Origin of the sequence: Amycolatopsis sp. QT-25 (assembly GCF_029369745.1) — a bacterium.
In the GTDB taxonomy this organism is placed as follows: Bacteria; Actinomycetota; Actinomycetes; order Mycobacteriales; family Pseudonocardiaceae; genus Amycolatopsis.
Window position 1 is genome coordinate 5,232,718 of sequence record NZ_CP120210.1, and the last position, 24,887, is coordinate 5,257,604.

The following is a 24,887-nucleotide window of genomic DNA, read 5'->3' on the forward strand; positions in this document are numbered from 1 at the left end:
TACCAGACCTCGGGACGGCCGACCTGACCGTAGCGGGGTTCGCGCTGGGCGAGGATCCCCCGTCCTCGCACCGCGGTTTCTTCGTTCCGGCAGACTGGACGCATGCCGGACGCCATCGACCGCTACGTGCTCGCGCGGTACTCGAAGCTCCTGCACGGCAACTTCGCCGGGATGATGAGCGGGCCCGAACGCGAGACGTTCCTGCGCGAGCTGGTCGAGGACGCGCGGGCGATCACCGACGACGAACTCGAAGAGCTGCTCGCGGCGGACTGGCGGCCGCGGATCACCGCGGCCTGGCTCATCGGGGTCGACCGCCGAACCGCGTGGCGCGGGCGTATCCGGGAGCTGTTGCTGGAGAGCGGCCTGGTGTTCGCCGGTCAGGGCTACTGCTTCGCGCTGGCGAGGTTCGGCACCATCGCCGACGCCGAACTCCTCGTGTCCTATCTGGACCATTACCTCGCCCGGCCGGACCTGCGTTACGACCAGGAGTGGGCGCTCGCGGCCCTGCACCACATCGACGCCGACCTCACCACCGCGTACACGTCACGCTATCTGCGGCCGGGCGGCCTGTGGGAAAGCTGGTCCGCGAAGAACAGCACGGATCTGCCCTTCCACAAGATGTACTTCGACCTGCTCTGTTCCCACGTCCAGCGCGCCGCGCACGCGGCAGGCCTCAGGCGCTGACCTTCTCGTCGTAGACCACGCGGGACTCGGCGATCGAGTCGCGGTGGCGCTCGGCCCAGCTCAGCAGACCGCTCAACGACGCATAGAGTTCCTTCGCCATCGCGGTGGCCTCGTACTCCACCTTCGGCGGCACCGTCGGGTACACGGTGCGCACGAGCAGGCCGTCGCGTTCGAGGTTCCGCAACGTCAGCGTGAGCATCCGTCTGCTGATCCCCTCCACCGACCGCTCCAGTTCGGTGAACCGCACCGGACCGCGCGTGGCCTCCAGCAGGATGCCGATCGCCCACTTCCCGCTGATCCGGTTGAGCACCTCGAGCACGGTGCACACCTCGAGCTTCTCCGGGTCGACGACCCTGGCCTCCGCGGTCGCCTCGGTGTTCCCCTGGGACATGCAAGTGCCTCCTTCCGGCAGGGAAGAGAGTCACACAGCATGGCCGCTGTCACAAGTGATGCACCAAGGCATCACCTGGGGATTTCAGGCCGCAGCGCGCTCTCCCCTCGCCGACACCGGCGTCGCTTCGGGACTGATCGACACCACGCAGCAGATCGGCCGAAGCCCTCACGGGTGGTCGCAGGACCGTACGTCGAGCGTCGGACTGCTCGCTTTCGCCGTCTTCGTCGCGGCCGTGGCGTCGCGTGACCGCAAGACTCAGGAACTGATCGTCGCGTAGGCCCATTCGGAGACCTCGGCGCCGAGCCGCACCGCGACGGCGCCTCCGGGTTTCCAGACGCCGCTGCCGCCGAACGCGGTCATCCCGCCGGTCTTGCCGGAATACTGGGAAAGCACGACCCACATCCCGTACCCGGCCGCGACGCCGACCTGGTCGAGCAGCCGCTGTTCCTGGCCCTCGCCGAAGAGCGCGCTGAGGACGTACACCTCGGCGCCGGCCTCGGCGAGTTCTCTGGAATGGTCCGGATTCGCGGCATCGAGACAGATCGCGAGGCCGAGACGCCTGCCTCCGACCTCGACGATCACCTGGCGACCGCCCGGCTCGAACAGCTCTTCCTCGCTGTTGTGCAGATTGCGTTTCGCATAGGTGGCGACGTTTTCGCCGTTCGGCCCGAGGACGAGCGAACCGAGGTACCGCCGCCCGTCCGCCACGAGCGGGAGCCCGATGACGGCGTGGACACCACTGGCTCGGCACGCCTCCCGAAGTGGATCGAGGCGGGGGTCGTCCTGAGACAGCCACAAGCCGGGGTCGGCGGCAAGCGCCGCGAACTCCAGGCCGGTCAAGGAAAGTTCGGGGAAGACGCAGAGATCGGCTTTCGCGATCCGGAGGAGCCTCGCGTGTTCGGCGATGTTCGCGGGAAGGTCAGCGGGAACGGTGAACGGCTGCACGGTGGCGACACGCATGGCGGGAGCTTAACCCGCGGACGAACCCAAATACCCCTGTAATCCGTTTCGCCCGCGCCGCATCATGAGCGCGTGGTTGATCCGGAAAACCGGCCTCGCGACCCGATCGAGCTTGCGCAGCAACGGTTTCCGCGCCTCGACCTCCTGGGTGATGTCCAGTCTGGTGCCGCTTTCCACCGCGACGAGAGCGCCCGCGAGCGTCCCTTCCAGATCGCCGCTGAGCAGGACCCGGACCCGGCCCTCCCGCTCGTCCTGCCGGTCCCGGTGCATCCGCACGGTCAACGCGTACGGCAGCCTGGACCGGCAGACGAGTTCGGCGGTGTCCTCGTCGACCTGGTTGACCGAACGGACGTCACGCCACCACAGCGGATACGCGGCCAGGTCGACGACGGCGTCGAAGACCGCCTTGGGCGAGGCGGGGAGCAGCCAAGTGTCGCGGAAGCGGTACCGACCGCCTCCGCGACCCGCGAGCGAACCCGTCATACCTGCGCCGACACCAGGTTCCGGCCGTCCATGGTCACGATCTCGACCGAGGCCACGTCGTCGGGGGCGACCAGTGCCGAGCCGTCGACCCCGGTGCCCTCGCGCTGTCCCTTCTCCGAAACGAGCCAGCTCCCGGCGTTGACCCGCTCACCGCTCCTGGTCACCACGACGAGCGCACACTTCTCGCCTTCGCGGACTCCTGTCGCCTTGGCGTGGAGCCGCACCCAGCCCGCGGCCGGAACCACCCGGACCGCCAACTGCACCCCGGTGATCCGGTTGGTGGCCGCGAGATCGCGGGTGCCCGGCACCGGGGCGGTCACCGCGGGCACCGGCAGGGCCACCGTCGACGGCTCCGGCGTGCTCTGCCTGCCGACCAGCACCCCGGCGCCCAGCGCCAGGACGACCAGCGCGGCCGCACCGGCCACGGCGAGAAGCCTGCGGGGCTTCCGCTCCTGCGCACCTTCCTCGTCGCGAACCTGACGCAACGTGCGCCGCAGCAGCAGATCACCGCCGTCAGGCGGACCTTCGAGGAACGCCTCCGGCGGCACTTCGTCGAGGTGATACCGCAGCTCCGACAGCTCGCGAACCTCACGACGGCACGTGGGGCAGGTCGCCAGATGCGTCTCGAACGTGGCCGCTTCCGCCTGGGTGAGCCCACCGAGGACGTAGGCGGCGAGCCGGCCCTGGTCGTGTCCGACCGCACTCATCGCGCCACCTCCTTCCCCGGTCCCGACATCACGGCTCTGAGCGCCCGTAACGCGTAATAGGATCTCGACTTGACGGTACCCGGGGCCACGCCGAGGGATTTCGCCGCTTCGGCCACCGTCCGGCCCCGGTAGTAGATCTCCACCAGTACCTCACGATGTTCCGTGGAGAGACCGTCCATCGCCCCGAGCACGGCCATGGAGTCCACGACGCGCTGCGCGTGGTCCCGCTCCACCGCCGGGGTGGGCACGCCTTCCTCCGGCTCCGCCACTTCCGGTGGCCGTGCCGCCCTGGCCCGCGCGCGGTCGGTGATGATGTTGCGGGCGACGGTGAGCAGCCAGCCCCGCACCGATCCCTTCGCGTCGTTCCGCAGGTCTTCGGCGTGCTTCCAGGCCCGGACCAAAGTCTCCTGCACGACGTCCTCCGCGGCCGCGCGGTCCCCGGTCAGCCTCGTCGCGTACGCCAGCAGGCTTCGCCCGTGTTCGGCGTACAAGTGCCGGACCAAGTCCTCGCCGTTGACCTTTCTGGGCCGCCGGCCTCCGATCGCCACTCGCGTCCTCCCGACGGTCTTCTGGGTCGGCGAGGACAGTACTGCAACCCGCAGGGGCGGAGTGGATCCTTCGGCGCACGCCGCGATCGAACTGCGCATCGGCACCGGCCTCTCCTCGGTTCTCCAATGGCCGCTTCCTCTTGCCTCCCACACGGACGGCGGCGCGGAACGGTTCACCCGGGCCGCGCCGAAGGGGATGGCGCGGTTCGGCTGGACGGACCGTTCCACTGACGAGGACGAGGTCCTTGTGGAGATCAAGAAATCCGGCGCGGTCGACTTCGTGCCGATCGAGGTCTCGGATCCGGCGACGACATCGGCAAGGCTCGCTTCGATGCCGGGCAAGGAGGGCGCTTCGTATCGGCTGCGCGTTCTACTACGGGTCCGCCTCGCCGGCGCTGGACCTGGTGTGTGGCAAGGACGGCTGGAACCGTCCCCACCACTTACCAGCCCCTAAACGAGAACGGTCTTCAAGAACTGCCCGGTGTAGCTCTCCTCGACCGAAGCGACGTACTCCGGCGTGCCCTCCGCGATCACGGTGCCACCGCCGGAACCGCCTTCGGGACCCATGTCGATGATCCAGTCCGAGGTCTTGATGACGTCGAGGTTGTGCTCGATGACGATCACCGTGTTGCCCTTGTCCACCAGGCCGTTGATCACGCCGATCAGTTTGCTGATGTCCTCGAAGTGCAGACCGGTGGTCGGCTCGTCGAGGATGTACACCGTCTTGCCGGTGGACCGTTTCTGCAGCTCGCTGGCGAGCTTGACGCGCTGCGCCTCACCGCCCGACAGCGTCGGCGCGGGCTGCCCGAGCCGGACGTAGCCGAGGCCGACGTCGACGAGCGTCGCGAGGTGCCGGTGGATCGCCTTGATCGGCTCGAAGAACTCGGCCGCCTCCTCGATCGGCATGTTCAGCACGTCCGCGACGGTCTTGCCCTTGTAGTGCACCTCGAGGGTCTCGCGGTTGTACCGGTCGCCCTTGCAGACCTCACACGGGACGTAGACGTCGGGCAGGAAGTTCATCTCGATCTTGATCGTGCCGTCACCGGCGCAGGCCTCGCACCGGCCGCCCTTGACGTTGAAGGAGAACCGGCCCTGCTGGTAGCCACGCACCTTCGCCTCGGTGGTCGCGGCGAACAGCTTGCGCACGTGGTCCCAGACGCCGGTGTACGTCGCCGGGTTCGACCGCGGGGTGCGGCCGATCGGCGACTGGTCGACGCGGACCAGCTTGTCGACGCCCGCCAGCCCGTTCACCCGGGTGTGACGGCCAGGGACCTGGCGCGCGCCGTTGAGCTTGTTCGCCAGCACGGTCGCGAGGATGTCGTTGACCAGCGTGGACTTCCCCGAACCCGAGACACCGGTCACCGACACGAGGCAGCTGAGCGGGAACGCCACGTCGAGACCGCGCAGGTTGTGCTCGCGCGCGCCGACGACGGTCAGCTGCCGCTTCTTGTCGATCGGGCGCCGGATCGCCGGGACCTCGATCTTGCTGCGGCCCGAAAGGTACGCGCCGGTGATCGAGTCCTTGTTCCGCAGTATCTTCTTGTACGGTCCACTGTGGACGATGTGGCCGCCGTGCTCACCGGCGCCCGGGCCGATGTCGACCACCCAGTCGCTGGAGCGGATGGTGTCCTCGTCGTGCTCGACGACGATCAGCGTGTTGCCGAGGTCACGCAACCGGACCAGCGTCTCGATCAACCGGTGGTTGTCCCGCTGGTGCAGCCCGATCGACGGCTCGTCCAGCACGTACAGCACGCCGACCAGACCGGAACCGATCTGCGTGGCGAGCCGGATGCGCTGCGCCTCGCCGCCGGACAACGTCCCGGAAGCGCGGTCGAGCGAGAGGTAGTTGAGCCCGACGTCGAGGAGGAAGCGCAGCCGCGCCTGGATCTCCTTGAGCACCGCGCCGGCGATCACCGTCTCGCGTTTGCCGAGCTCCAGCTCGTCGAGGAACTGTGACGCCTCCGCGATCGAGAGGGCGCAGACCTCGGCGATCGACCGGTCGCCCTTCGTCTTGTGCTCCAGGGTGACGGCGAGGATCTCCGGCTTGAGCCGCGTGCCCTGACAGGCCGGGCACGGCACCTCGCGCATGTAGCCCTCGTACCGCTCGCGCATGTACTCGGACTCCGTCTGCTCCTGGCGCCGCTCGAGGAACGGGATGACGCCCTCGAAGCTCGCGTAGTAGGACCGCTGGCGGCCGTAGCGGTTCTTGTAGCGGACGTGGACCTGATCGTCGACACCGTGCAGAACGGCCTTCTGCACCTTCGCCGGCAGCTTGCGCCACGGCGTGTCCATCCGGAAGCCGATGGTCTCCGAAAGCGATTCGAGCAGGCGGATGAAGTAGTCCGCGCTCTGGCCGCCCGCCCATGGCGCGATGGCGCCCTCGCCGAGGGACAACTCGTCGTCCGGGACCACGAGTTCCGGGTCGACCTCCTTGCGGACGCCGATACCGGTGCAGTCGGGGCAGGCACCGTACGGGGCGTTGAACGAGAACGACCGCGGCTCGAGGTCCTCGATCGCCAGCGGGTGGCCGTTGGGACAGGCCAGGTTCTCGGAGAAGCCGCGCACGCGATGCGGGTCGTTCTCCGGCAGGTCGACGAATTCGAGCTCGATCAGGCCGTCGGCCAGCCGGAGCGCCGTCTCGACCGAGTCGGTGAGCCGCTGCCGCGAGCTGGTCTTCACCGAGAGCCTGTCGATGATGACGGCGATCTGGTGCTTTTCCTGCTTCTTCAGCTTCGGCGGGTCGGTGAGCGGGTGGACCGTGCCGTCGACCACGACCCGCGCGTAGCCCTGCTGCTGCAGGTTCTCGAAGAGGTCGAGGTACTCGCCCTTGCGCCCGCGCACGACCGGCGCGAGCACCTGGAAGCGGGTGCCCTCCTCCATCGCGAGCACCTGGTCGACGATCTGCTGCGGGGTCTGCTTGCTGATCGCCTCGCCGCATTTCGGGCAGTGCGCCTTGCCGGCGCGGGCGTAGAGCAGACGCAGGTAGTCGTAGACCTCGGTGATGGTGCCCACGGTCGACCGCGGGTTGCGCGAGGTGGACTTCTGGTCGATCGACACCGCGGGCGACAGGCCCTCGATGAAGTCGACGTCCGGCTTGTCCATCTGGCCGAGGAACTGGCGCGCGTACGCCGACAGCGACTCGACGTACCGGCGCTGCCCTTCGGCGAAGATGGTGTCGAAGGCGAGGCTCGACTTCCCGGACCCGGACAGACCGGTGAACACGATCAGGCTGTCGCGGGGCAGGTCGAGATCCACACCGCGGAGGTTGTGCTCGCGGGCGCCGCGAACAACGAGGCGATCAGCCACGCCAGGGTCCCTTCAGGTTTCATTCTCAGCTGTGGTCGCCGTCCCGGTCGATAGCTGCACGGGCGGCCTCCTCCATGCTACGAGGCACCACCGACAGAAACTGTTTCCGAGTCTTTGACCTGCGGTTTTCCCGGCTTATCGGGTCGATTCCGGCGAGCGGTGAACCACCGGTGGACCGGTCGTTCCACGCCCGCGGTGATCGCCCAGCCCCCGACCACGGCGGCGGCCAGCACGATGGGGAGACGCAGCCAGCCGGGGACACCGACGTTCAGCAGGGCACGGGCCAGGATGTAACCGAGTTCCTGGTGCACCAGATAAAGACCATACGAGATGCCCGCGAGCCAGGTGACAGCCGGGGCGATCCTGGACAGACCGGGGAACCGCCAGTCCGGCCCGCGCGCGGCCAGGCACACCAGCAGCAGCATGATGGCGAACCCCACGGTCGACGGCCAGCGCTCGGGATCGTTCGGCAGGGTCTGGTGGAACGGGAAGACCTGCAGATCCTGCGCCGCGCAGGCGGCGAGCACGAACAGCGCCAGATGCCAGTGCGCGAGCCGTCGTTTCGCCCACAGCCAGATCGCGATCCCGATCGCGAACACATGGACGCGATGCAGGCCGAGGCCGTAGTAGAAGGTATCGACGAGCTTCGGCGTGGAAGCCGGGTCGAACACGACGAACCGGAGGACCAGCGGGACCAGGATCAGCGCCCACAGCAGCCCGACGGTGAGCCGATGGGTGCGCCACCGGCGTGGCCACAGCAGGGCCGCGACGGTGAACGCGACGAGCTGGACCGGCAGTGTCCAATAAGCGCCGTCGAGGTAGTAGAAGAGTTCGTACCGCCAGCCCCATTCCTGGACCATGCCCAGGTTGGCGAGCAGATCGGCGCCGGTGGGGACGTACCAGGGCGACGGATCGGACGGCGGGCCGGGCGGAACGCCGAACAGGAATCCGGTGAGGCCCGGCGGGAACGGAAGACCGCTGAACCGGATCGTCGCGTACCGCGCGACGACATAGGTGACGACCACCGCCACCAGGTACGCGGGTACCAGCCGCGCCACGCGGTTCCACAGCCACCGCCCGGGCCGCCCCTTCCGGAGGCTCGCGCAGACGAAGAACGCGGAAATCACCAAAAGGATGGCCGCACCGAACTGTGCGGTCACCTGAAAGGGGTACCCCACCAGTTCCGGATGCAGAAGTGCACCCTGATGGGTGATGTGCCCGAGCATGACCGCGAAGACGGCGACGACGCGAAGGACGTCCCAGCTGATCTTGCGCGGGGCGCGTGGCGAGGCGTCGGGCACGAGCGTCCTGTGGTTCGGCTGGCGGGGCAACGGGAGCCTACGTCCCGCCCCTGTGCGTCGCCTGTGCGGGTGGAACCGATTGCAGGCGAACGACTACCGTGTGCGGTGTGAACATCGTCGAGACCTACACCGGGCACGTCGACCCCGGCGGCGACGCCGCCCGCCGTACCCTGGACGCGCTCACCATCACCAAGCTGTCGGTCGGCCCGATGGACAACAACGCGTATCTGCTCGTGTGCCGCGCCGAGAACGAGGCGCTGCTGATCGACGCCGCGAACGACCCGGAAAGGATCTCCGACCTCATCGGCCACGGCCCCGACCGGCCCGCGCTGAAGACGGTCGTGACCACCCACCGGCACCAGGACCACTGGCAGGCCCTCGGCGCCGTCGCCGGCGCGAACGGCGCGAACACCGCCGCCCACCCGCTGGACGCCGAGCCGCTGCCGATCCCGCCGGACTTCCTCGTCGAACACGGCGACACGGTCAAGGTCGGGCAGGTCAGCCTCGAGGTGATCCATCTGCGGGGCCACACCCCCGGCTCCATCGCGCTGCTGTACCGCGACCCGGCCGGGCCCCCGCACCTGTTCACCGGCGACTCGCTCTTCCCCGGCGGTCCTGGGCGGACAACAAGTCCGGAGGAGTTCGCCAGCCTGTTGGACGACCTGGAAGCACGCATCTTCGGCGAACTGCCGGACGAGACGTGGTTCTATCCGGGACACGGGGACGACTCGACGCTGGGTGAGCAGCGTCCGCACGTCGCGGAGTGGCGCGAACGCGGCTGGTGAACTGACCAACGTTCCTGAACGGGGTTTGCGAACTAGCTGGATCCCTCGCGGGCTGAGACACTGAAGCGTGGATCTTGATCAGGCGCGGAAGGTCGTCGGTTCGTACTCCTACTTGCGCGGAGAAAGCAGTCACGGACTCATCCACCGCGTCATGAACGCGCCAGGCTTCGTCAACCCCGGCAAGACTCTGTCGCCGGCCGGTAGCCTGCAAGGAGGTGTAGTGCTTCGACCGGTCGATGCACTACACCAACTCGTTTATGCGACAGCGCCTCGCTACCAAGACGATGTGCTCGACATGTACACACAATGGGGACTTCTCCGCTATTTGGGCTTTCTTCGATGTCGCCAGCGATAAATCTCAATCACGACGACTCAACGTAAGCGGCGCGGCTTGCCGCATTGTAGGCAACCCGCGACGCGTGACGTCCGAAGAGATAGGGATCGCGTTCGGTGGTCTCCTGGCTCGCCGATGGTTCGCCTGGACAGGAGCAGGCCGCGCCCCCGTCAGCATCGTCGACGTGGATGTAGCATTAGACGATCGCCATGTTTTCGCCGGAGGAGCATGGCGTCCAGTACGGAAAATCGGAAAAAATCGCCCCGGCCATCTCCTTATCGCAGCCGATCCCCAAGCTCGCGGGAAGTATCGGATCCGCGCTCGAATGCAAGGGGACCAAAAATCCTGGTACAGCAATAAAACAGCTCTAAAACAGCTCTAAAAGCTGTCCGGCAAATCGACGGCATCACCGTCAACGGGAAAATTCCCGTGGGCCTCACCATTTCCACAGTCGCCTCCAACGATGCGCTTTCGTACCTCGCGATCGATCCCGCCGACGAGAACGAGCCCATCCACGAAGTGGACCTGGCCACGATAAACGAGGCTCGTCACTTTCGACCAGGAGAAGACATCAAAGACCTGCCATCATCCAGGCTCATAAACGCCGCATTGAACGCATCGTGAGCAACGCTCGCCGACTTTGGCAGTAACTTCGACGCGCTCGAACACTGGATGCCCGACGTCATGCGCGCCCGGCTCATTCGTCGCCCACGAGACCGCGAGCATTTTGATACACCCTTCGGAGCCGCCGTCGGCACCAGCGTTACGTTCGGTTTCGCGGGCAGGCAGATCACTGTCAGGCATGCGATCAGCAAACCTGTCGACTTGAACCTCAGCCAGGGCGAAGCCGAACGTGTCATCGGCGCTCAGGTCACATTCGCCGAACAATTACCCCAGGCCGAGTATCTATACGCCAAGAAATTGCCTGACCGTGAAGATCACGCGGAACTGGACGACTCAAACGAATTTTACTCGGCCACGACCGACGGGTCGATCTTCTCACTGAGCTTCCGACAGGAGATCGCACGGTAAAAAAACAGCACGACCCACGACCCACGACGCCAGATCGGAGGATCAGGTCAACGCCGCTCAGATGCCGACGACCTCGACAATGCCGCCCAAGCCCTTGAAGTCGTCTTCATTCCGGGTATACAACGGCAGCCCTCGTGACGACGCGATAGCGGCGATCATCAGATCCATTCGCCGAGGTCGTGAATCCCGCTTCGCCGCGAGGACCAGCGCGACCAGCGTCCCGTACCGGGCAGCGGCATCACCGTCGAACGGAAGCGGGGCGAAGTCGACGATCGCAGCACCCAGCTTCTCAGTGCGCGCCGCGCGGACCGCGGGATCCTTCGCCATCGCCACCCCTTGATGAAGCTCAGCCATAGTGACAGCGGTGAGCTCCGGGATCTTGGGCAGCGTCGCAGAGTCGAGCAGACCAAGATCGATGTAAGTGCGGGTGTCGAGCACACCTGCCTCGTCCCGCTCAGCCACGACCATGCTCCCACGCGTCGTCTGAGCCCACACGGTCCTCAGTGCCGAAGAACTCATCGGCTTCCAGCCGCATCTGAGCCGCTTCGACCTTCGGCAACCCTTGATGCCGTTGGACCAGCTCCTCAGCGGTCAGACGCCGCCTACGAGGTATCGGCCGCAGCTCAGCCACCTCGACACCGTTGCGAGTGACGTGGTAGACCTCGCCGGCCTCCACAGCGTCCATAACGGCTGCGGAGTTGTTCCGAAACTCGCGCTGGGTGATCACCTTCACGGGCCAAGTGCAGCCAGCCGTAGCACACAGGGCTACATCTGACTCTGCATTTCGCCGACGAGTTGTTCCGGTGGTGCGAGGAAGACGATCTTGGATCTTCGCCGATTTCCGGACGAGACTCGCCTGGGTCACCACTGACTGCTCCCCCCTCGCAGGGCGACGTCCACCCATCAGGACCGCAGGGCCCAGGCGGCCGAGGTCCACCGAGAACACCTAGGATAGCGAAGCCGGATTACTCAAATGACATGACCCGCTACCTCCAGTTACGGTCACTGTGTGTAGTTTCATCGCGTTCGCACCTATTGATCAAGGAGGTTCTCGATGGCGATTCATGGCGACGACGGCAAAGGCGGAGGTAACACCGGCAACTAGCCGCCGGTGACGAAGCGGGCCATGTCGACACCCGATGTGGCTTCGCTCCGTCAGGGTCGCGGCCAGCGAAAAGCGATGCCATATGACTCTCGCGGATGACACGGAGCCAAGAACGTGTGCTCGACGACGCCTCGCCGGATCTCGAGCAGATGCCGGTCACCGGCGGGCGGCCGGACCATCCGCTCGTATTCGGTTTGTTCCGCGTACCACCAGCAGGCCTCCGGAACGCAATCGTCGAAGGTGATGCTGATACTCAGTCCTCCGGTCACCCTGCCGTTACCGTCGACCACCCCCGGAGCGATCCCGTGGTGGTCGACGGCGACATCGATCCATCTTCGCTCCGCATCAAGGTCGTCATCGCACGCGAGGGAAATGAACTCGTGCTGCTCGCCTTCGCGCAGCGGTTTCGGGAAGCGCAGGTTCACGATCAACGGGTCTCCTGGTTGGGCCCCCGGCGAAGTCTCGACGCGGCAACCGAAGACGGCTTTGATGGGAATCGCCGCGAGAGCACCGGCCTCCCCGGTCAGAGCCCAGGCCCTATAGCCGTCGACGCCATTGTCCTTGGCGACGACGTTTCGCACCGTCAGCCGGCGAGATGCCGTTCTGTGCCGCATTTCCACGGCCACCAGCAAGCGTTCCACGAAGACGGGCTGTGCTCCGTCCGAGGGCACCCTGCCGCCGGACGCCCGGGTTCTTGGAGAAGCGTCCGCGGCCCGGGCGATCTCGACATAGGACTGCCACGCTTCTCCCTCGATGGTTTCCAGATCCCTGGCCAGACAGGGCGCGAGCTTGTCGCTCACCGCGCGTCGCCAAGCCTTGTGCATGGGGGTCGTCGTGCTCGGTGGTGGATCTCCGAACACGCCGGGCAGCTCCTTCAACTGGCCGAAACGGTCGTCGAGCGTCGACTTCCATTCCACCGGCCCCAGCCGGAACGCGGCGTTCAACGTGTTACGGCGGCGAGACTCGCTCGCCGAGCCGATCTTTTCGATCTCGTCGAGGATCAGCCCCCAGACCGCGAGCGCCCGTACTTCCGGAGGCGCCGTGGTCATCGAGTCCGTCGGCCGGACCAAGCAGCCGAGGACGGTGGCCGACTCACTCGCCGGGTCTTCGATCGCGTACCGCAGGAACCTGAGCGGTCTTCCGTCCTTACGGACCGCGAGCCAGCGCAGAGCGCCTTCGACCGCGGCCACCGAACAGGAAACCCGCTCCCCCTCCACCTGAACAGTCACGACGTCCTCCACCATTCGTGGCGATGATCGACAATTCGCTGCACGGCAGGGCAACGGCCGGCGATCGGAGAGCCCGCCCTCGACGACAAGAAACTCCTCCTGACCGGGAAAGATCAGAACCGGCGAAGGCTTTCGCCGGTCATTGCACCCTACGGTGTACTAGTACACCATATGCGAAGGGTTCGACAATGGGCAAAGACGCCTCCGACAAGGAGCACAGGGGAACCATAAAGCTGATCAAGACGACCTTGGCGGGAGTGGGCGGACTCTATTTGATCACCGGATCCTTGATGGCGACGACTCTCGGCACGGTAACCGCGGTCACCGTGCTCTATTTGAGCGGAATCCGCCGCTAGCCCCGAAGTGGGCCACATCTCCGCAGTACGGCCACGTCCCTCACCGGCGGAGTTCCGGTTGGGCCTACTCTTTCCAGGGCACTGCACGGCAGATGTCGGCCGGGCGACTTCTTCCGCAAAAGCGCGTCAGAATCCGTTTACCCCTATTCCGTGATCGATAAGAACAACGCGAAGAATACGACCTGCTCGACGCGCACTCGCTGCCACCGGCTCGATGCTGATCTGTGCCGTCGCCGCGGCCGCACCGGTATCCGTGACGAGCCGATCGCCGACGGATCGGACGAAATCGTTTGGCTGGCCGGAGAATTCTTCACCGCGGTCTCCGTGACTCCGGCTGCCGCACCACGACGCCGGGGACCGACCTAGCCCGGGCCGCAGAAGTTCCGGCCGCGCGCCTGCGTACCGTCATGGCGGTCACGGGCGACCACCAAGGCACCTTGTCGATCGGCCTCGGCGTCCGGTCGAGGACACCGGTCACCGTGTTCACCTTGACATCGCCGAACCGGGTCGTCTTCGATCACGAGCGAGCACCCGTGAACGTCACCATGACGCCGGTCGTCCCGGCGGGCTGGACGCTGCAGGATGCTCCGGCCAGTGCGGCGTCCATGCGGGTCAGGGACGAACTCGCGGCCTCCTGGACCCTGGTTTCCCCGAAGGTGCCACCGCGGCCGACCTTCCGGTCACCGGTCACCGCGTCGTTCGACCTGCTCGGACGCGTGAAAACGGTGAGCGAACCGGTGCGGGTGAGCCCACGGCCCGCGGACCGGGTCTTCATGCGGGAGGCCGAAGACTCGGCGAACGATGTCGGTGGCGCGGGCGTCCCGAACTGCGGAGTTGTGCTCGGACGGGCAGAAGGTCCGCAACATCGGCGGCGACCAGGACTCCTCCGTGCGGTTCGACGACGTCACCGTGCCCCGGCACCGGCCGCTACACCCTGTACATCGACACTACCATTAACGGCCTCGCTCGTACTCCGTCACGGTCACCGGTGGCACACCGATCGAAGTGAAGGTCGACGGAGCGGGCGACAACACCCGGCTCACGACTGAGGTACCGGCTTGACCCTCTCCCCGGGAGAGGGTTCAGGCTGTCCCCATGACGACCTTGATGCCGATCGGGGTGTTCGCGCACGCCACGAGGCTGTCGGTCCGCGCGCTGCGGAATTACGACCGGATCGGGTTGCTGGTGCCCGCCGAGATCGATCCGAGCACCGGGTACCGCCGGTATTCGCTCGACCAGTTCGCCCGCGCGGGCCTGATCCGGCGGCTGCGGGAGCTGGAGGTTCCGCTGGCGGAGATCGCCGAAATCCTCGACGCGGGTTCGCCGGACGAGGTGCGGGCCGCGATCGAACGGCATCACGGCCGGGTGGCCGCGCGGGCCGCGGAACTCGCGGCGATCAGCGGCAGGCTCGATTCCGTGCTCGCCGAACCGACACGGTGGCTGCACGTCTACGAACGCGTGCGCACACCACAGCCGATCGGCCGCCTGTCGATCCGGACACCGCTGGGCCGCCTGGCCGAACTGATCGGCCCCGCGTACGGGCGGCTGTTCGCGGCGCTCGACGCGCAAGGAATCGCGCCGTCCGGCCCGACGGGGACCCGCTACCTCACCGACGATCCCGATGAGTTGACCGTCGAACTGTTCGTCCCGGTGGACGGGCCGGTGCGGGACGAAGGCGAGATCGGCGCGGGCGAGCTTCCCGGTGGCCTGCTCGTCGCGACGATCCACGAGGGTGGCTACGAGGACGTCGAGACCGCGTATCGATCACTTGGCCGTTGGATCGCCGAACGCGACCTCGCCCCGGCCGGGCCCGCCGAGGAGTTGTACCTCGTGGCACCCGGGCCATCGGTCGCGCCCGAGTCCTACCGCACCGAGATCGCCTGGCCGGTGCTCTCGTGATTCTCGACGGCATCGACACCGCGGGTGGAGAGCACTGCGAGACCAGCACTCTCCGCATCCTCCTGCGGCACGCCGGGATCGAACTGTCCGAACCGATGCTGTTCGGACTCGGCGAAGGCCTCGGCTTCATCTACTGGGACGGGAAGAACCTGCCGTTCCCTTTCCTCGGAGGGCGCAGCAAACCTTTCGAGATCACCCGGAAGCTGAGCGACCGTCTCGGGATTACCCTGCGGGCCAAGGAAACGACGTCGGCGCGAACGGCGTGGCAGAACGCGGCGGAGGAGATCGAGGCCGGTTTTCCTGTCGGTCTTCAACTCGATTCTTACCACCTGGAGTACTTCACGTCGAAGGTCCACTTCGGCGGGCACTTTACTGCCTTGTACGGCTACGACAAGGGAACCGCCTTCCTTGTCGACACGGCACAGCAGGGTGGCGCCGTGTCGACCTCACTGGAGAGTCTCGAACGTGCCCGTGGGCAGAAAGGCCCTATGACGGCGAAGAACCGCTCGTTCACTCTTCGCGCGCAGGTGCCTCTTAAGTCGCTTCCGGATGTCATCCGGGCGGCAGTGCGGGCCAACGCGGCGGAATTCCTCGATCCGCCCATCGGAAATCTCGGGTACCGCGGGATCGGCAAGGCCGCCGTCCAGGTGCGGAAGTGGCTGGACCGCAGCAGCGATCCGGCACGCGACCTGCCACGACTCGCCGCCCTGATGGAACGGGCAGGAACCGGTGGCGCACTCTTCCGCCGGATCTACCGCGAGTTCCTCGAAGAATGCATGGCCCTCGTCGACGACATCGGTCTCCGCACCGCACATGAGAAGTATGGCGAAATCGCTCCACTGTGGACCGAAGTCGCGCACTTGTTCACACGGGCGGGGGAAACCGGTGACGCCCGGTACCTGTCCGACGCGTCCGTCGTCCTGTCCGAGCTGGCTCGGTGCGAACAGGAAGCGATGACGGCGCTCGCGAAGGTTCAGCCCTGCCGCTCGTAAGGCAGCTTCTCCCCCGCTTCCACCGCGAACGGGAGATCGTTGCCCGCCGGCGGTAGCGGGCAGGTGGCGAAGTCGGTGAAGGCACACGGCAGATTCGTCGCGCGGGTGAAGTCGAGGATGACGGTTCCGTTCTCGGCGGGCGGCGGCACCGCGAGCGACCGGTTCGCCGCGTAAGTGGTGACTCCGCTCGTGGCATCGGTGAACAGGATGAGCAGGCCGTCCTTCTTGCCGTTGAACGCGGTGAGCGTGTGCTCCACGCCGTCGTGCTCGAAACGCACGATGCCCGGAGAGACATAGACGTGGCTGAGGCCTTCGACGACCGCGCCGACCGTGGTCGGCCGTGGCTCGTCGAAGGGCTCGAAAGTCCCGGACAGCACCCAGGCCGCGTCCGGCTCGTAGGCCGGCACACCGCGGAAAGCGGTCAACACCGGCGCCTTCGGGTCATGCGTCCGGATCAGATATCCGCCGCGCCGTGCGACCTCGATCTCGATGTCGCCGGCGACGATCCGGGTGGTCGCGCCACTGTTGACCAGCTCGAAGCGACGAACTCCGGTGACCCGTTCGCCGTCGTACGACAGATCCGCGCCCTGCGGGTCGAGGTACGCCGCGTCGGCGTCCTGCCACCACACGCCGGGCAGCCCCTCGTACGCGCGCGGCTTGTCGTCGAGCCAGTCGAGCGAGACCAGAGCGAGCCAGCCGAGCGGGTCGGCGAGATCGCGCTCACGCTGGGTCTTCCAGCTTTGCCAGTCCCGCGTGAACGTGTCCGGGCTTGTGCTCATCGCCGATCCCTTCCGTGACCTTGCTCGTTTCCCGGGTCAACGGCTCGACGGCGGCGATATTTCCCGTCCCGGCATGTGGACCAGGACCGATAGTGCCTCCTCGGCAGAGACCGACCTACTGATCGAGGCGAGGAAGTCCTCGGACAAAGGCCACCACGACGTCGAGCCACGTCTCGTCGTCGACCCAAATCAGCTGGGCGTAAGGTTCCTGCTCGCTTTCGTACGCGAGCCGCATTCAGGTGACTAATTGCCTCGCCCGATTGCCGCATTCAGGCGACTAGTTGCAGCGCGCTTTCTTTGCGCGGCGTCCATACTGGGTGGCGCACGGAATTGGACCGCGTGATCAAGGGCAGGGGGATCACGACGCTCGGCGACTATGTCGCGGTGCCGCGACGCGGCCGTGTCCTCCGGCTCGACGCGAGCCGGAAAGCACAGGTCTGGGCCCGGTACGAGCACTACCAGCGGAGACTGGCGGAACGGGACGTGCACGACTACAACGACCTGATCGAACTCGGCCGTGCCGAACTCGGGGCACGGCCGCTCGAAACGCCGTACGCGGGGGTCGTCGTCGACGAGGTACAGGACATCCCCCTGTGCGGCCTGCGCCTGCTGCGTGACCTGGCCGGCGACGGCCCGAACAGACTTTTGCTGGTCGGCGACGGTCAGCAGCAGGTGTACCCCGGCGGCTGTCCGACGCCGGTATCCGAACGTCCTTTTCCACGGCTACCGGACCTCCGGCGGAAACGCGTACCACAACGATCCGGACTGCACTTGGCTGCGGAAGGGCCAGGGACGCGCACATCGGCAGAGGATGAACGTCCACGACGTCACCCGGCTCGCCTGGGGTTCCGTGGCGCCGGGTGAGCCCGAACCGTGCGAGTTCTGTTGCAGTCCACCATGGATGCGACGGCACGGCCACTGACCCATGAACGACCTGCCGCCCAGCAGCGGCGATCCGGCGACGCAGGCCTTGACCGGCGCCGGTTACCCGCGCCACCGAAAGCCAAGCTCGTGAAGCTTTGACATCGCAAATTCGAACCTCTCGGCCCACCGACTAATTTTTTTGTCTTGACAACTCGAACCTTCGGGCGGTTGACTGGACGCAGCACACCGACCGAGGGAGAACCAGTCATGGCCAAGTTCGCGACCGTCGACGACTACATCGCCGCCCTGCCCGAGAACCTGCGGGAAGTCGCCACCACGCTGCGCCCGATCGTCAACGCCGCGCTGCCGGGTTCCGTCGAGGCGATGTATCACGCCTCCCCGACCTGGAGCGCGGGCGAAGCCGCCGGCAAGAAGCTCGTCTGTCTGATGAAGGCGTACTCGTCGTACGTCACCTTCGCCCTGTGGAAGGGGCAGCTCGTCGACGACGAGTCCGGCAGGCTGGAGGTGAGCGCCCGGGAGATGGCGCACGTCAAGCTGCGTTCCGTCGAGGACATCGACGCCGACCTGTTCGCCGGCTGGCTCAAGCAGGCGCGAGACCTCGAAATCACCGCGGTGGCGCGATGACACAATCGGCGTCATGTCTGCGCTCACCGACGATTCCCGCTGCCCGTGCGGCCTGGGCGAGCCCTACGGCGTTTGCTGCGGCCGCTTCCACCGGGGAGCAGCGACCGCACCCACCGCCGAACTCCTGATGCGGTCGCGGTTCAGCGCGTTCGCCGTCGGCGACACCGCGTACCTCACGAAGACCTGGCATCCGAAGACCCGGCCCGCCGGGCTCGCACTCGATCCGGGACAGCGCTGGACGTTCCTGGAGATTCTCGGCAAGACCGGCGGCGGACTACTGGAGATCGAGGGCACCGTGGAGTTCCGGGCCCACTACCGGCAGGATCGCCGGCCCGGCAGCATGCACGAGAACAGCCGCTTCGTCCGCATCGACGGGCAATGGATCTACGTGGCGTCCGCAGACTGAGCGAACGCACCGGCGAGCGCTGACAAATCCGGCGCGAGGGTCTGTTCCCGGCGTGGTGTGGCGGCTACTATCTCCCCACATTGTTAGGGAACTTTCTTAACGATTTCGCCAAGGTCCGCCGCCGTGTGCCCAAGGAGGCGCGCTCGTGAGTTTTCGGCAGAAGAGAACCCGGATCCCCTTACTGGCCATGACCGTCACCGCGCTGGCCGCCGCGGTCTGCGGGGTGACCACCGCTCCCGCCGCCACCGGCGCGGAGGTCGCCGTGCCGCTGTCCGTCGGCGCCGCCGCGGGCGAGGCCACCCCGATCCCCGGCTACGCGATCCAGTCCTCGGCACAGGTCAGCGACGACTCGGCGGTCTCGAAGCCGGGATTCCCCGCCACCGGCTGGTACCCGGTGTCCTCACGCTCGACGGTCTACGCCGGATTGCTGCAGAACGGCAAGTACGCCGACCCGTTCTACTCGACGAACATGAAGAACGTCCCGACGGCGCAGTTCGCCGTGCCGTGGTGGTACCGCGCGGACCTGACCGTCCCGGACACCTCGAAGCGCACTTACCTCGACTTCAGCGGTGTGCTCTCCAAGGCCGACGTCTGGGTCAACGGCACCAGGATCGCGACGAAGGACCAGGTCAACGGCGCCTACACCCGCCACGACCTGGACATCACCGCGCACGTGCGCCAGGGCGGCAACAGCGTCGCGTTCAAGGTCTATCCCAACGACCCCAACAACGACCTCTCGATGGGCTGGATCGACTGGGCGCAGACCCCGCCGGACCAGAACATGGGCATCGTGCGCGACGTCCTCGTCCGCCGCGGCGGCCCGGTCGCGCTGCGCAGCGCCCACGTGGTCCAGAAGCTGAACTCCTCGCTCGACCACGCCGACCTCACGGTGAAGGCCGACGTCCGCAACGACTCGGCGACCGCGGTGCAGGCCACCGTCGCCGGCACGGTCGCGGGCAAGCCGATCACCCAGACGGTCTCGCTGGCCGCCAAGGAACGCAAGACGGTCACCTTCGGCGTGGTCGGCCTCGACAAGCCGAACCTCTGGTGGCCCGCCGGGATGGGCGGCCAGCACCGGTACGAACTCGATCTGACCGCGAGTGTCGGCGGCACGCCGTCGGACACCTCGAAATCGAAGTTCGGCGTCCGTGACGTCAAGGCGCCGCTGAACTCCAGCGGCGGACGGCAGTACAGCGTCAACGGCAAACCGCTGCTGATCCGCGGCGGTGGCTACACGCCGGACCTGTTCCTTCGCTGGAACGAGACCGCGGCGGCCGACAAGCTCAAGTACGTGCTGAACCTCGGCCTCAACACGGTCCGGCTGGAAGGCCACATCGAGCCGGACGAGTTCTTCGACCTCGCCGACGACCTCGGCGTGCTGACCATGCCGGGCTGGGAATGCTGCGACAAGTGGGAAGGGCACGTCAACGGCGAGGAAAAGGGCGAGCCGTGGGTCGAGTCGGACTACCCGATCGCCAAGGCGTCGATGTTCTCCGAGGCCGAGCGCCTGCGTGACCACCCGAGCGTCATCTCGTTCCACATCGGCAGCGACTTCGCGCCGGACCGGCGGATCGAGCAGGGCTACCTCGACGCGATAAAGGCCGCCGACTTCACCCTGCCGGTGATCCCGTCGGCGTCGAAGAGGCCGTCCCCCATCACGGGCGCTTCCGGCATGAAGATGAACGGCCCGTACGACTACGTCCCGCCCGTCTACTGGTACGACAAGTCGCAGAAGGACCGCGGCGGCGCGTGGAGCTTCAACTCCGAGACCAGCGCGGGCGTCGACATCCCGACGATGGACACGTTGAAGCGGATGATGTCGGCGAGTGAACTGGAAACGATGTGGAAGGACCCGTCGGCACCCCAGTACCACCGCTCTTCGTCGACGACGTTCGCGAACCTGAAGCTGTTCGCCAACGCGCTCACCAAGCGCTACGGCGCGCCGGCCGACCTGACCGACTTCGTGCGGAAGGCGCAGCTCGCGCAGTACGAGAACGTCCGCGCGGAGTTCGAGTCGCACTCGCGCAACTACACCGATTCGACCAACCCGTCGACCGGGTTGATCTACTGGATGCTCAACAGCCCGTGGACCTCGCTGCACTGGCAGCTGTTCGACGCCTACATGGACCAGAACGGCGGCTACTACGGGGCGAAGAAGGCCAACGAGCCGCTGCACATCCAGTACTCGCACGACAATCGCTCGGTCGTGGTGATCAACCAGACGTCGAACGCGGCGAGCGGGCTGACGGCGACCACGAAGCTGTACAACCTCGACGGCACCGAGAAGTACAGCAACACCAAGACCGGCCTGTCGGTCGGCGCGCTGGGCGCCAAGGCCACCGCGGTCACCGTCCCGGCGGTGAGCGGGCTTTCGACGACCTACCTGGCGAAGCTGGTGCTCACCGACTCCTCCGGCAAGGAGGTCAGCCGGAACGTGTACTGGCTCTCCACCAAGGCCGACACGCTGAACTGGGCCGGTAGCGACTGGTACTACACGCCCCAGTCGGCCTACGCCGATCTGTCCGGGCTGAAGAACCTCGGGCAGTCCGCGGTCAGCGCGACGGCGAAGTCGGTCGCCGGCGGCGACGGCACCACCACGACCACGGTGACGTTGAAGAACACCTCGGGCGGCAAGCTCCCGGCGTTCTACGTCGACTCGAAGGTCGTGGACGCCGCGGGCAAGCCCGTGCTCCCGGTGGAATGGAACGACAACGCGGTCAGCCTGTGGCCGGGTGAGACGACCACGCTGACCGCGAAGTACCGCACCGCCGATCTCAAGGGTTCCAAGCCTTCGGTGCGGGTCTCGGGCTGGAACACCGGCACGCAGACCGTTCCCGCCGACGGCTCCGGGCCGGGCGACCCGGTCGACTACCAGGCCGAGGACGCTTCGATCGCCCAGGGCGCGGTGGAGTCCAACCACGCCGGGTTCACCGGCACCGGGTTCGTCAACTACGACAACGTCGCGGGCAGCTCGGTCGAGTGGACGGTCGACGTGCCGTCGGCGGGCACCTACGACGTCGTGGTCCGGTACGCCAACGGCACCACGGCGAACCGGCCGCTGGACTTCTCGGTCAACGGCGCGATCAGCGCGTCCGGTGTCGGCTTCGGCGGCACCGGGGCCTGGCCCACCTGGGCGACCAGAACCGTCAAGGTCACACTGGCGGCGGGGGTGAACAAGATCAGGGCGGTCGCCACCACGGCGAACGGCGGTCCCAACATCGACAAGATCACCCTCTAGACCGGGAGTCGCTCGAGGCCCCCTTCGCCCGGCGAAGGGGGCCTTTCCCGTATCCGGGTGGGTTACGCTTTCCGGGTGACCGGCAGACCCGACCCGCGCCTGCGCGACCTCGCGATGCTGCGCCGTGTCCGCGACCGGATCGATCGCGACTACGCGCAGCCCTTGGACGTCGAAGCGCTGGCCCGCGGCGTCCACGTCTCCGCCGGGCACCTGAGCCGCGAGTTCCGGGCCGCGTACGGCGAATCGCCGTACAGCTACCTGATGACCCGCCGGATCGAGCGGGCCATGATGCTGCTGCGGCGCGGGGACATGTCGGTCACCGAGGTCTGCTTCGACGTCGGTTTCTCGTCGCTGGGCACCTTCAGCACGCGCTTCTCCGAACTGGTCGGCAGCTCGCCGAGCGCGTACCGCAGACAGGCGGCGGAGGACGGCCGCGGCATGCCCGGCTGCGTCGTCAAACAGGTCATGCGACCGATCAGGAATCGAGAAGCGACCCCACCGCGCGCCGACCTACCTTGAGTCGCATGCCCCTTTCGATCCGAGCGTCCTACCTCACCGTCGACGATCTCGAGGCTTCGCTCACCTTCTATCGCGACATCCTGGGCTTCGAAGTTCGTGCCGAAGGTCCGCTCCAGGTCACGGTCGGCCCGCCAGGGCGGCCGGAGCCTTCGCTCGTGCTCCGTTCCCCGGCCGGCGGCCCCGAGATCACCGACGAGGAACGCGTCACGATCACCGGACTGATGGCCAAGGGCGTGCACGGGACCATCGTGCTGTCCACCCCGGATCTGATCGGCACCTTCGACCGGATCCAGGCGGCCGGTGCGGACGTCGTCCAAGAACCGAAGAAGCAGTCCTACGGTGCCTTCGACTGCTCTTTCCGCGACCCGGCGGGCAACCTGGTGCGGTTCGAGGAGCGGTAGCCCGGCCCTCGGTGCGCGCGCACCCGGGCTTCCGGGTGATGATGAGCGGCGTGGAGATCGCGGTGGAACTCGTGGCATTGGTGGTGGCCGTCCTCCTGGTGACCGCCGCGGCGCGGAAACTCGACTGGTCGGCGCCCCTGTGCCTGATCGCGGTCGGGGTCGTCGCCTCGTACGTGCCGGGCGTCCCGGCGTACGAACTGGATCCGGAGGTCGTGCTGCTGGGGCTGCTGCCCCCGCTGCTGTACGCCACCGCGATCCGCACGTCGCTGATCGACTTCCGGCGCAACCGCGGGCCGATCCTGCTGCTTTCGGTGGGGCTCGTCATCTTCACGACGGTCGCGGTCGGTGTCGTGGCGTGGCTGGTGATCCCCGGTCTGCCGCTGGCCGCCGGGCTCGCGATCGGCGCGGTGGTCGCACCGCCCGACGCGGTCGCCGCCACCGCCGTCGCCCGCAGGGTCGGGATGCCACGCAAGCTGACCAGGCTGCTGGAAGGCGAAAGCCTGTTCAACGACGCGGCCGCGCTGGTCGCGTTGCGGACCGCCATCGCGGCCATCGCGGGCTCGGTGAGCTTGCTGCAGGTCGGCGGTGATTTCCTGCTCGCCGCCGGTGGCGGGCTGGTGATCGGCTTCGCCGTCGGGGTGCTCGGCGCGCTGATCCGCACCCGGCTCGAAGATCCGGTCACCGACACCGCGCTGTCGCTGGTGGTCCCGTTCGTCGCCTACCTGGCCGCCGAGGCCATCCACGGTTCCGGGGTGATCGCCGTGGTCGTCGCGGGACTGATCCTCGGGCACAAGTCGCCGAGCATGCTTTCGGGCCGCTCCCGGCTGGCCAGCAGGCTGAACTGGCAGACCATCCAGTTCCTGCTGGAGAACATCGTCTTCCTGCTGATCGGGCTGCAGGTCCGCCGGATCATGACCGAGGTCGGCGACAGCGGGCTGACCGCGCTGGAACTGGTCCTGATCTGCGCCGCCACCCTGGCCGCGACCATCGTCACCCGGATCATCTGGATGGCGGGCATCGGCCTGGCCCGCCGGCTGTTCCGCCGGCACGCCTGGCCATGGCGGTATTCGGCCGTGATCGCCTGGGCGGGGATGCGCGGGGTCGTCACGCTCGCGGCGGCGTTCGTGCTGCCCGCGGACACCCCGCAACGGGCCGTGCTGGTGCTGGTCGCGTTCGTCGTGGTGGCGGGAACGCTGCTGCTGCACGGGACGACGCTGCCCGTGCTGGTCCGCCGCCTGAAACTGCCGCCCCCCGACCCGGCGGAGGACGCGTTGCAGGAGGCGGCCGTGCTCCACGACATGACCAGGGCCGCGCTGGAAGAACTGGAAAAGATCCGGACTCCCGAAGATCCGGACGACATCGTCGAACGCCTGCGCAGCCGGCTCCAGCACCGCTCGGACTCGGCGTGGGAGGAACTCGGCAGGCAGAGCACGCTGACCGAAACCCCGAGCGACGCCTATCGGCGGCTGCGGTTGCGGCTGCTCGAGGTCGAACGGGCGAAGTTCCTGGAGGCGCGTGACTCCGGAATGGCCGACGACGACGTCCTGCGCCGGATCCTCGAACGCCTCGACATCGAGGAATCCATGCTGGACAGGGAGGAGGAGGCCGTGCCGGACTCCGATCGGGAACTGCGCACCCCCGCCGCGACGGCGGGATCCTGCAAGCATCTGACCAAGGAGTGGCCCGCGGTCGAACCCGGCTCCCCCGATGTCTGCGCCGTCTGCGCCGTCTGCGTCGAACACGGGATGACCTGGGTGCATCTGCGCGAATGCGTCAACTGCGGGAACGTCGCCTGCTGCGACTCCTCACCGGGCAAGCACGCGACCGAACACTTCCACGAGACCCTGCACCCGGTGATGCGCAGTCACGAACCCGGCGAGACCTGGCGTTGGTGTTTCGTGGACAAACAGCTCGGCTGAC

The 24,887-nt window shown here is 67.1% G+C and carries 28 protein-coding genes; 16 read left to right on the forward strand and 12 right to left on the reverse strand.

Annotated elements, in window-relative coordinates; translation table 11 throughout:
- Positions 1-102: 102 nt before the first annotated feature.
- Positions 103-684, forward strand: coding sequence for a DUF6000 family protein (locus P3102_RS24100; RefSeq protein WP_276361972.1), 582 nt, complete (start codon positions 103-105; stop codon positions 682-684).
- Here P3102_RS24100 and P3102_RS24105 read toward each other — a convergent pair.
- A complete protein-coding gene (locus P3102_RS24105) occupies positions 674-1,075 on the reverse strand; it encodes a helix-turn-helix domain-containing protein (RefSeq protein ID WP_276361973.1) in 402 nt (133 codons plus the stop codon). The two genes, P3102_RS24100 and P3102_RS24105, sit on opposite strands and share 11 nt — an antisense overlap.
- Between P3102_RS24105 and P3102_RS24110 the strand changes: the two genes are divergently transcribed.
- On the forward strand, positions 1,059-1,355 hold the full coding sequence (locus P3102_RS24110) for a hypothetical protein (protein WP_276361975.1): 297 nt from the start codon (positions 1,059-1,061) through the stop codon (positions 1,353-1,355). The genes P3102_RS24105 and P3102_RS24110 overlap by 17 nt on opposite strands.
- Here the strand turns inward: P3102_RS24110 and P3102_RS24115 are convergent.
- Genes P3102_RS24115 through P3102_RS24130 form a run of 4 tightly spaced genes read right to left on the reverse strand, consistent with a single transcriptional unit; the run spans position 1,334 to position 3,776 of the window.
- Positions 1,334-2,038 (reverse strand): carbon-nitrogen hydrolase family protein, encoded by a 705-nt coding sequence (locus tag P3102_RS24115; protein WP_276361976.1) that lies wholly within the window; start codon positions 2,036-2,038, stop codon positions 1,334-1,336. The genes P3102_RS24110 and P3102_RS24115 overlap by 22 nt on opposite strands.
- Before the next feature lie 9 nt (positions 2,039-2,047).
- Positions 2,048-2,521 carry an SRPBCC family protein gene (locus P3102_RS24120; RefSeq protein ID WP_276361977.1) on the reverse strand — a complete coding sequence of 158 codons (474 nt, stop codon included), beginning with the start codon at positions 2,519-2,521 and terminating at the stop codon, positions 2,048-2,050.
- Complete coding sequence (locus tag P3102_RS24125; protein WP_276361979.1) at positions 2,518-3,228, reverse strand: zf-HC2 domain-containing protein; 711 nt, start codon at positions 3,226-3,228, stop codon at positions 2,518-2,520. The genes P3102_RS24120 and P3102_RS24125 overlap by 4 nt, the downstream gene beginning before the upstream one ends.
- A complete protein-coding gene (locus P3102_RS24130) occupies positions 3,225-3,776 on the reverse strand; it encodes a sigma-70 family RNA polymerase sigma factor (protein WP_276361980.1) in 552 nt (183 codons plus the stop codon). Before P3102_RS24130 ends, P3102_RS24125 begins: the two co-directional genes overlap by 4 nt.
- 61 nt (positions 3,777-3,837) lie before the next feature.
- On the opposite strand from P3102_RS24130, the gene P3102_RS24135 reads away from it, so the two are divergent.
- Complete coding sequence (locus P3102_RS24135; RefSeq protein WP_276361981.1) at positions 3,838-4,230, forward strand: hypothetical protein; 393 nt, start codon at positions 3,838-3,840, stop codon at positions 4,228-4,230.
- Here P3102_RS24135 and uvrA read toward each other — a convergent pair.
- Together uvrA and P3102_RS24145 are read right to left on the reverse strand one after the other, a co-directional pair.
- Positions 4,227-7,082, reverse strand: coding sequence for an excinuclease ABC subunit UvrA (gene uvrA / locus P3102_RS24140; RefSeq protein ID WP_276361983.1), 2,856 nt, complete (start codon positions 7,080-7,082; stop codon positions 4,227-4,229). The genes P3102_RS24135 and uvrA overlap by 4 nt on opposite strands.
- A 77-nt stretch (positions 7,083-7,159) precedes the next feature.
- The gene (locus tag P3102_RS24145; protein WP_276361984.1) at positions 7,160-8,383 is read right to left on the reverse strand and encodes an acyltransferase; all 1,224 of its coding nucleotides are present in this window, start codon (positions 8,381-8,383) and stop codon (positions 7,160-7,162) included.
- 107 nt (positions 8,384-8,490) lie between these two features.
- On the opposite strand from P3102_RS24145, the gene P3102_RS24150 reads away from it, so the two are divergent.
- The 3 genes from P3102_RS24150 to P3102_RS24160 all read left to right on the forward strand — a co-directional run bounded on the left by P3102_RS24150 (position 8,491) and on the right by P3102_RS24160 (position 10,534).
- On the forward strand, positions 8,491-9,168 hold the full coding sequence (locus P3102_RS24150; RefSeq protein WP_276361986.1) for an MBL fold metallo-hydrolase: 678 nt from the start codon (positions 8,491-8,493) through the stop codon (positions 9,166-9,168).
- Between the two features lie 763 nt (positions 9,169-9,931).
- Positions 9,932-10,126 (forward strand): hypothetical protein, encoded by a 195-nt coding sequence (locus tag P3102_RS24155; protein ID WP_276361987.1) that lies wholly within the window; start codon positions 9,932-9,934, stop codon positions 10,124-10,126.
- Between the two features lie 48 nt (positions 10,127-10,174).
- Positions 10,175-10,534 (forward strand): hypothetical protein, encoded by a 360-nt coding sequence (locus P3102_RS24160; protein ID WP_276361989.1) that lies wholly within the window; start codon positions 10,175-10,177, stop codon positions 10,532-10,534.
- Positions 10,535-10,591: 57 nt separating this feature from the next.
- Here the strand turns inward: P3102_RS24160 and P3102_RS24165 are convergent, their stop codons facing one another.
- The 3 genes from P3102_RS24165 to P3102_RS24175 all read right to left on the reverse strand — a co-directional run bounded on the left by P3102_RS24165 (position 10,592) and on the right by P3102_RS24175 (position 12,868).
- A complete protein-coding gene (locus tag P3102_RS24165) occupies positions 10,592-10,996 on the reverse strand; it encodes a type II toxin-antitoxin system VapC family toxin (RefSeq protein WP_276361990.1) in 405 nt (134 codons plus the stop codon).
- Positions 10,989-11,267: a type II toxin-antitoxin system prevent-host-death family antitoxin gene (locus P3102_RS24170; protein WP_276361992.1), complete on the reverse strand. Its 279-nt coding sequence runs from the start codon at positions 11,265-11,267 to the stop codon at positions 10,989-10,991. The genes P3102_RS24165 and P3102_RS24170 overlap by 8 nt, the downstream gene beginning before the upstream one ends.
- A gap of 422 nt (positions 11,268-11,689) precedes the next feature.
- Entirely contained in the window at positions 11,690-12,868 is a 1,179-nt protein-coding gene (locus tag P3102_RS24175; RefSeq protein ID WP_346660143.1) for a hypothetical protein, read from the reverse strand.
- A 188-nt stretch (positions 12,869-13,056) separates the two neighbouring features.
- On the opposite strand from P3102_RS24175, the gene P3102_RS24180 reads away from it, so the two are divergent.
- On the forward strand, positions 13,057-13,224 hold the full coding sequence (locus P3102_RS24180; protein WP_276361994.1) for a hypothetical protein: 168 nt from the start codon (positions 13,057-13,059) through the stop codon (positions 13,222-13,224).
- Positions 13,225-13,741: 517 nt separating this feature from the next.
- On the opposite strand, the gene P3102_RS24185 is transcribed toward P3102_RS24180, so the two are convergent.
- Positions 13,742-13,999: a hypothetical protein gene (locus P3102_RS24185; protein ID WP_276361996.1), complete on the reverse strand. Its 258-nt coding sequence runs from the start codon at positions 13,997-13,999 to the stop codon at positions 13,742-13,744.
- A gap of 320 nt (positions 14,000-14,319) precedes the next feature.
- On the opposite strand from P3102_RS24185, the gene P3102_RS24190 reads away from it, so the two are divergent.
- Both P3102_RS24190 and P3102_RS24195 read left to right on the forward strand, forming a co-directional pair.
- A complete protein-coding gene (locus P3102_RS24190) occupies positions 14,320-15,123 on the forward strand; it encodes a MerR family transcriptional regulator (protein WP_276361997.1) in 804 nt (267 codons plus the stop codon).
- Complete coding sequence (locus P3102_RS24195; RefSeq protein WP_276361999.1) at positions 15,120-16,115, forward strand: BtrH N-terminal domain-containing protein; 996 nt, start codon at positions 15,120-15,122, stop codon at positions 16,113-16,115. The genes P3102_RS24190 and P3102_RS24195 overlap by 4 nt, the downstream gene beginning before the upstream one ends.
- On the opposite strand, the gene P3102_RS24200 is transcribed toward P3102_RS24195, so the two are convergent.
- Positions 16,097-16,894, reverse strand: coding sequence for a DUF1684 domain-containing protein (locus tag P3102_RS24200; protein ID WP_276362000.1), 798 nt, complete (start codon positions 16,892-16,894; stop codon positions 16,097-16,099). The two genes, P3102_RS24195 and P3102_RS24200, sit on opposite strands and share 19 nt — an antisense overlap.
- Before the next feature lie 339 nt (positions 16,895-17,233).
- Between P3102_RS24200 and P3102_RS24205 the strand changes: the two genes are divergently transcribed.
- From P3102_RS24205 to P3102_RS24235, 7 genes are all read left to right on the forward strand, one after another.
- The gene (locus P3102_RS24205) at positions 17,234-17,758 is read left to right on the forward strand and encodes a UvrD-helicase domain-containing protein (RefSeq protein WP_276362001.1); all 525 of its coding nucleotides are present in this window, start codon (positions 17,234-17,236) and stop codon (positions 17,756-17,758) included.
- A 267-nt stretch (positions 17,759-18,025) separates the two neighbouring features.
- Entirely contained in the window at positions 18,026-18,403 is a 378-nt protein-coding gene (locus P3102_RS24210) for a DUF1801 domain-containing protein (protein ID WP_276362003.1), read from the forward strand.
- A gap of 13 nt (positions 18,404-18,416) precedes the next feature.
- Positions 18,417-18,809, forward strand: coding sequence for a YchJ family metal-binding protein (locus P3102_RS24215; RefSeq protein WP_276362004.1), 393 nt, complete (start codon positions 18,417-18,419; stop codon positions 18,807-18,809).
- Between the two features lie 145 nt (positions 18,810-18,954).
- Positions 18,955-22,047 (forward strand): CBM35 domain-containing protein, encoded by a 3,093-nt coding sequence (locus P3102_RS24220; RefSeq protein WP_276362005.1) that lies wholly within the window; start codon positions 18,955-18,957, stop codon positions 22,045-22,047.
- A 114-nt stretch (positions 22,048-22,161) separates the two neighbouring features.
- The gene (locus P3102_RS24225) at positions 22,162-22,566 is read left to right on the forward strand and encodes a helix-turn-helix transcriptional regulator (protein ID WP_276371329.1); all 405 of its coding nucleotides are present in this window, start codon (positions 22,162-22,164) and stop codon (positions 22,564-22,566) included.
- Between the two features lie 5 nt (positions 22,567-22,571).
- On the forward strand, positions 22,572-22,967 hold the full coding sequence (locus tag P3102_RS24230) for a VOC family protein (RefSeq protein ID WP_276362007.1): 396 nt from the start codon (positions 22,572-22,574) through the stop codon (positions 22,965-22,967).
- A 41-nt stretch (positions 22,968-23,008) separates the two neighbouring features.
- On the forward strand, positions 23,009-24,886 hold the full coding sequence (locus P3102_RS24235) for a Na+/H+ antiporter (protein WP_276371330.1): 1,878 nt from the start codon (positions 23,009-23,011) through the stop codon (positions 24,884-24,886).
- The last annotated feature ends 1 nt before the right edge of the window (position 24,887 follow it).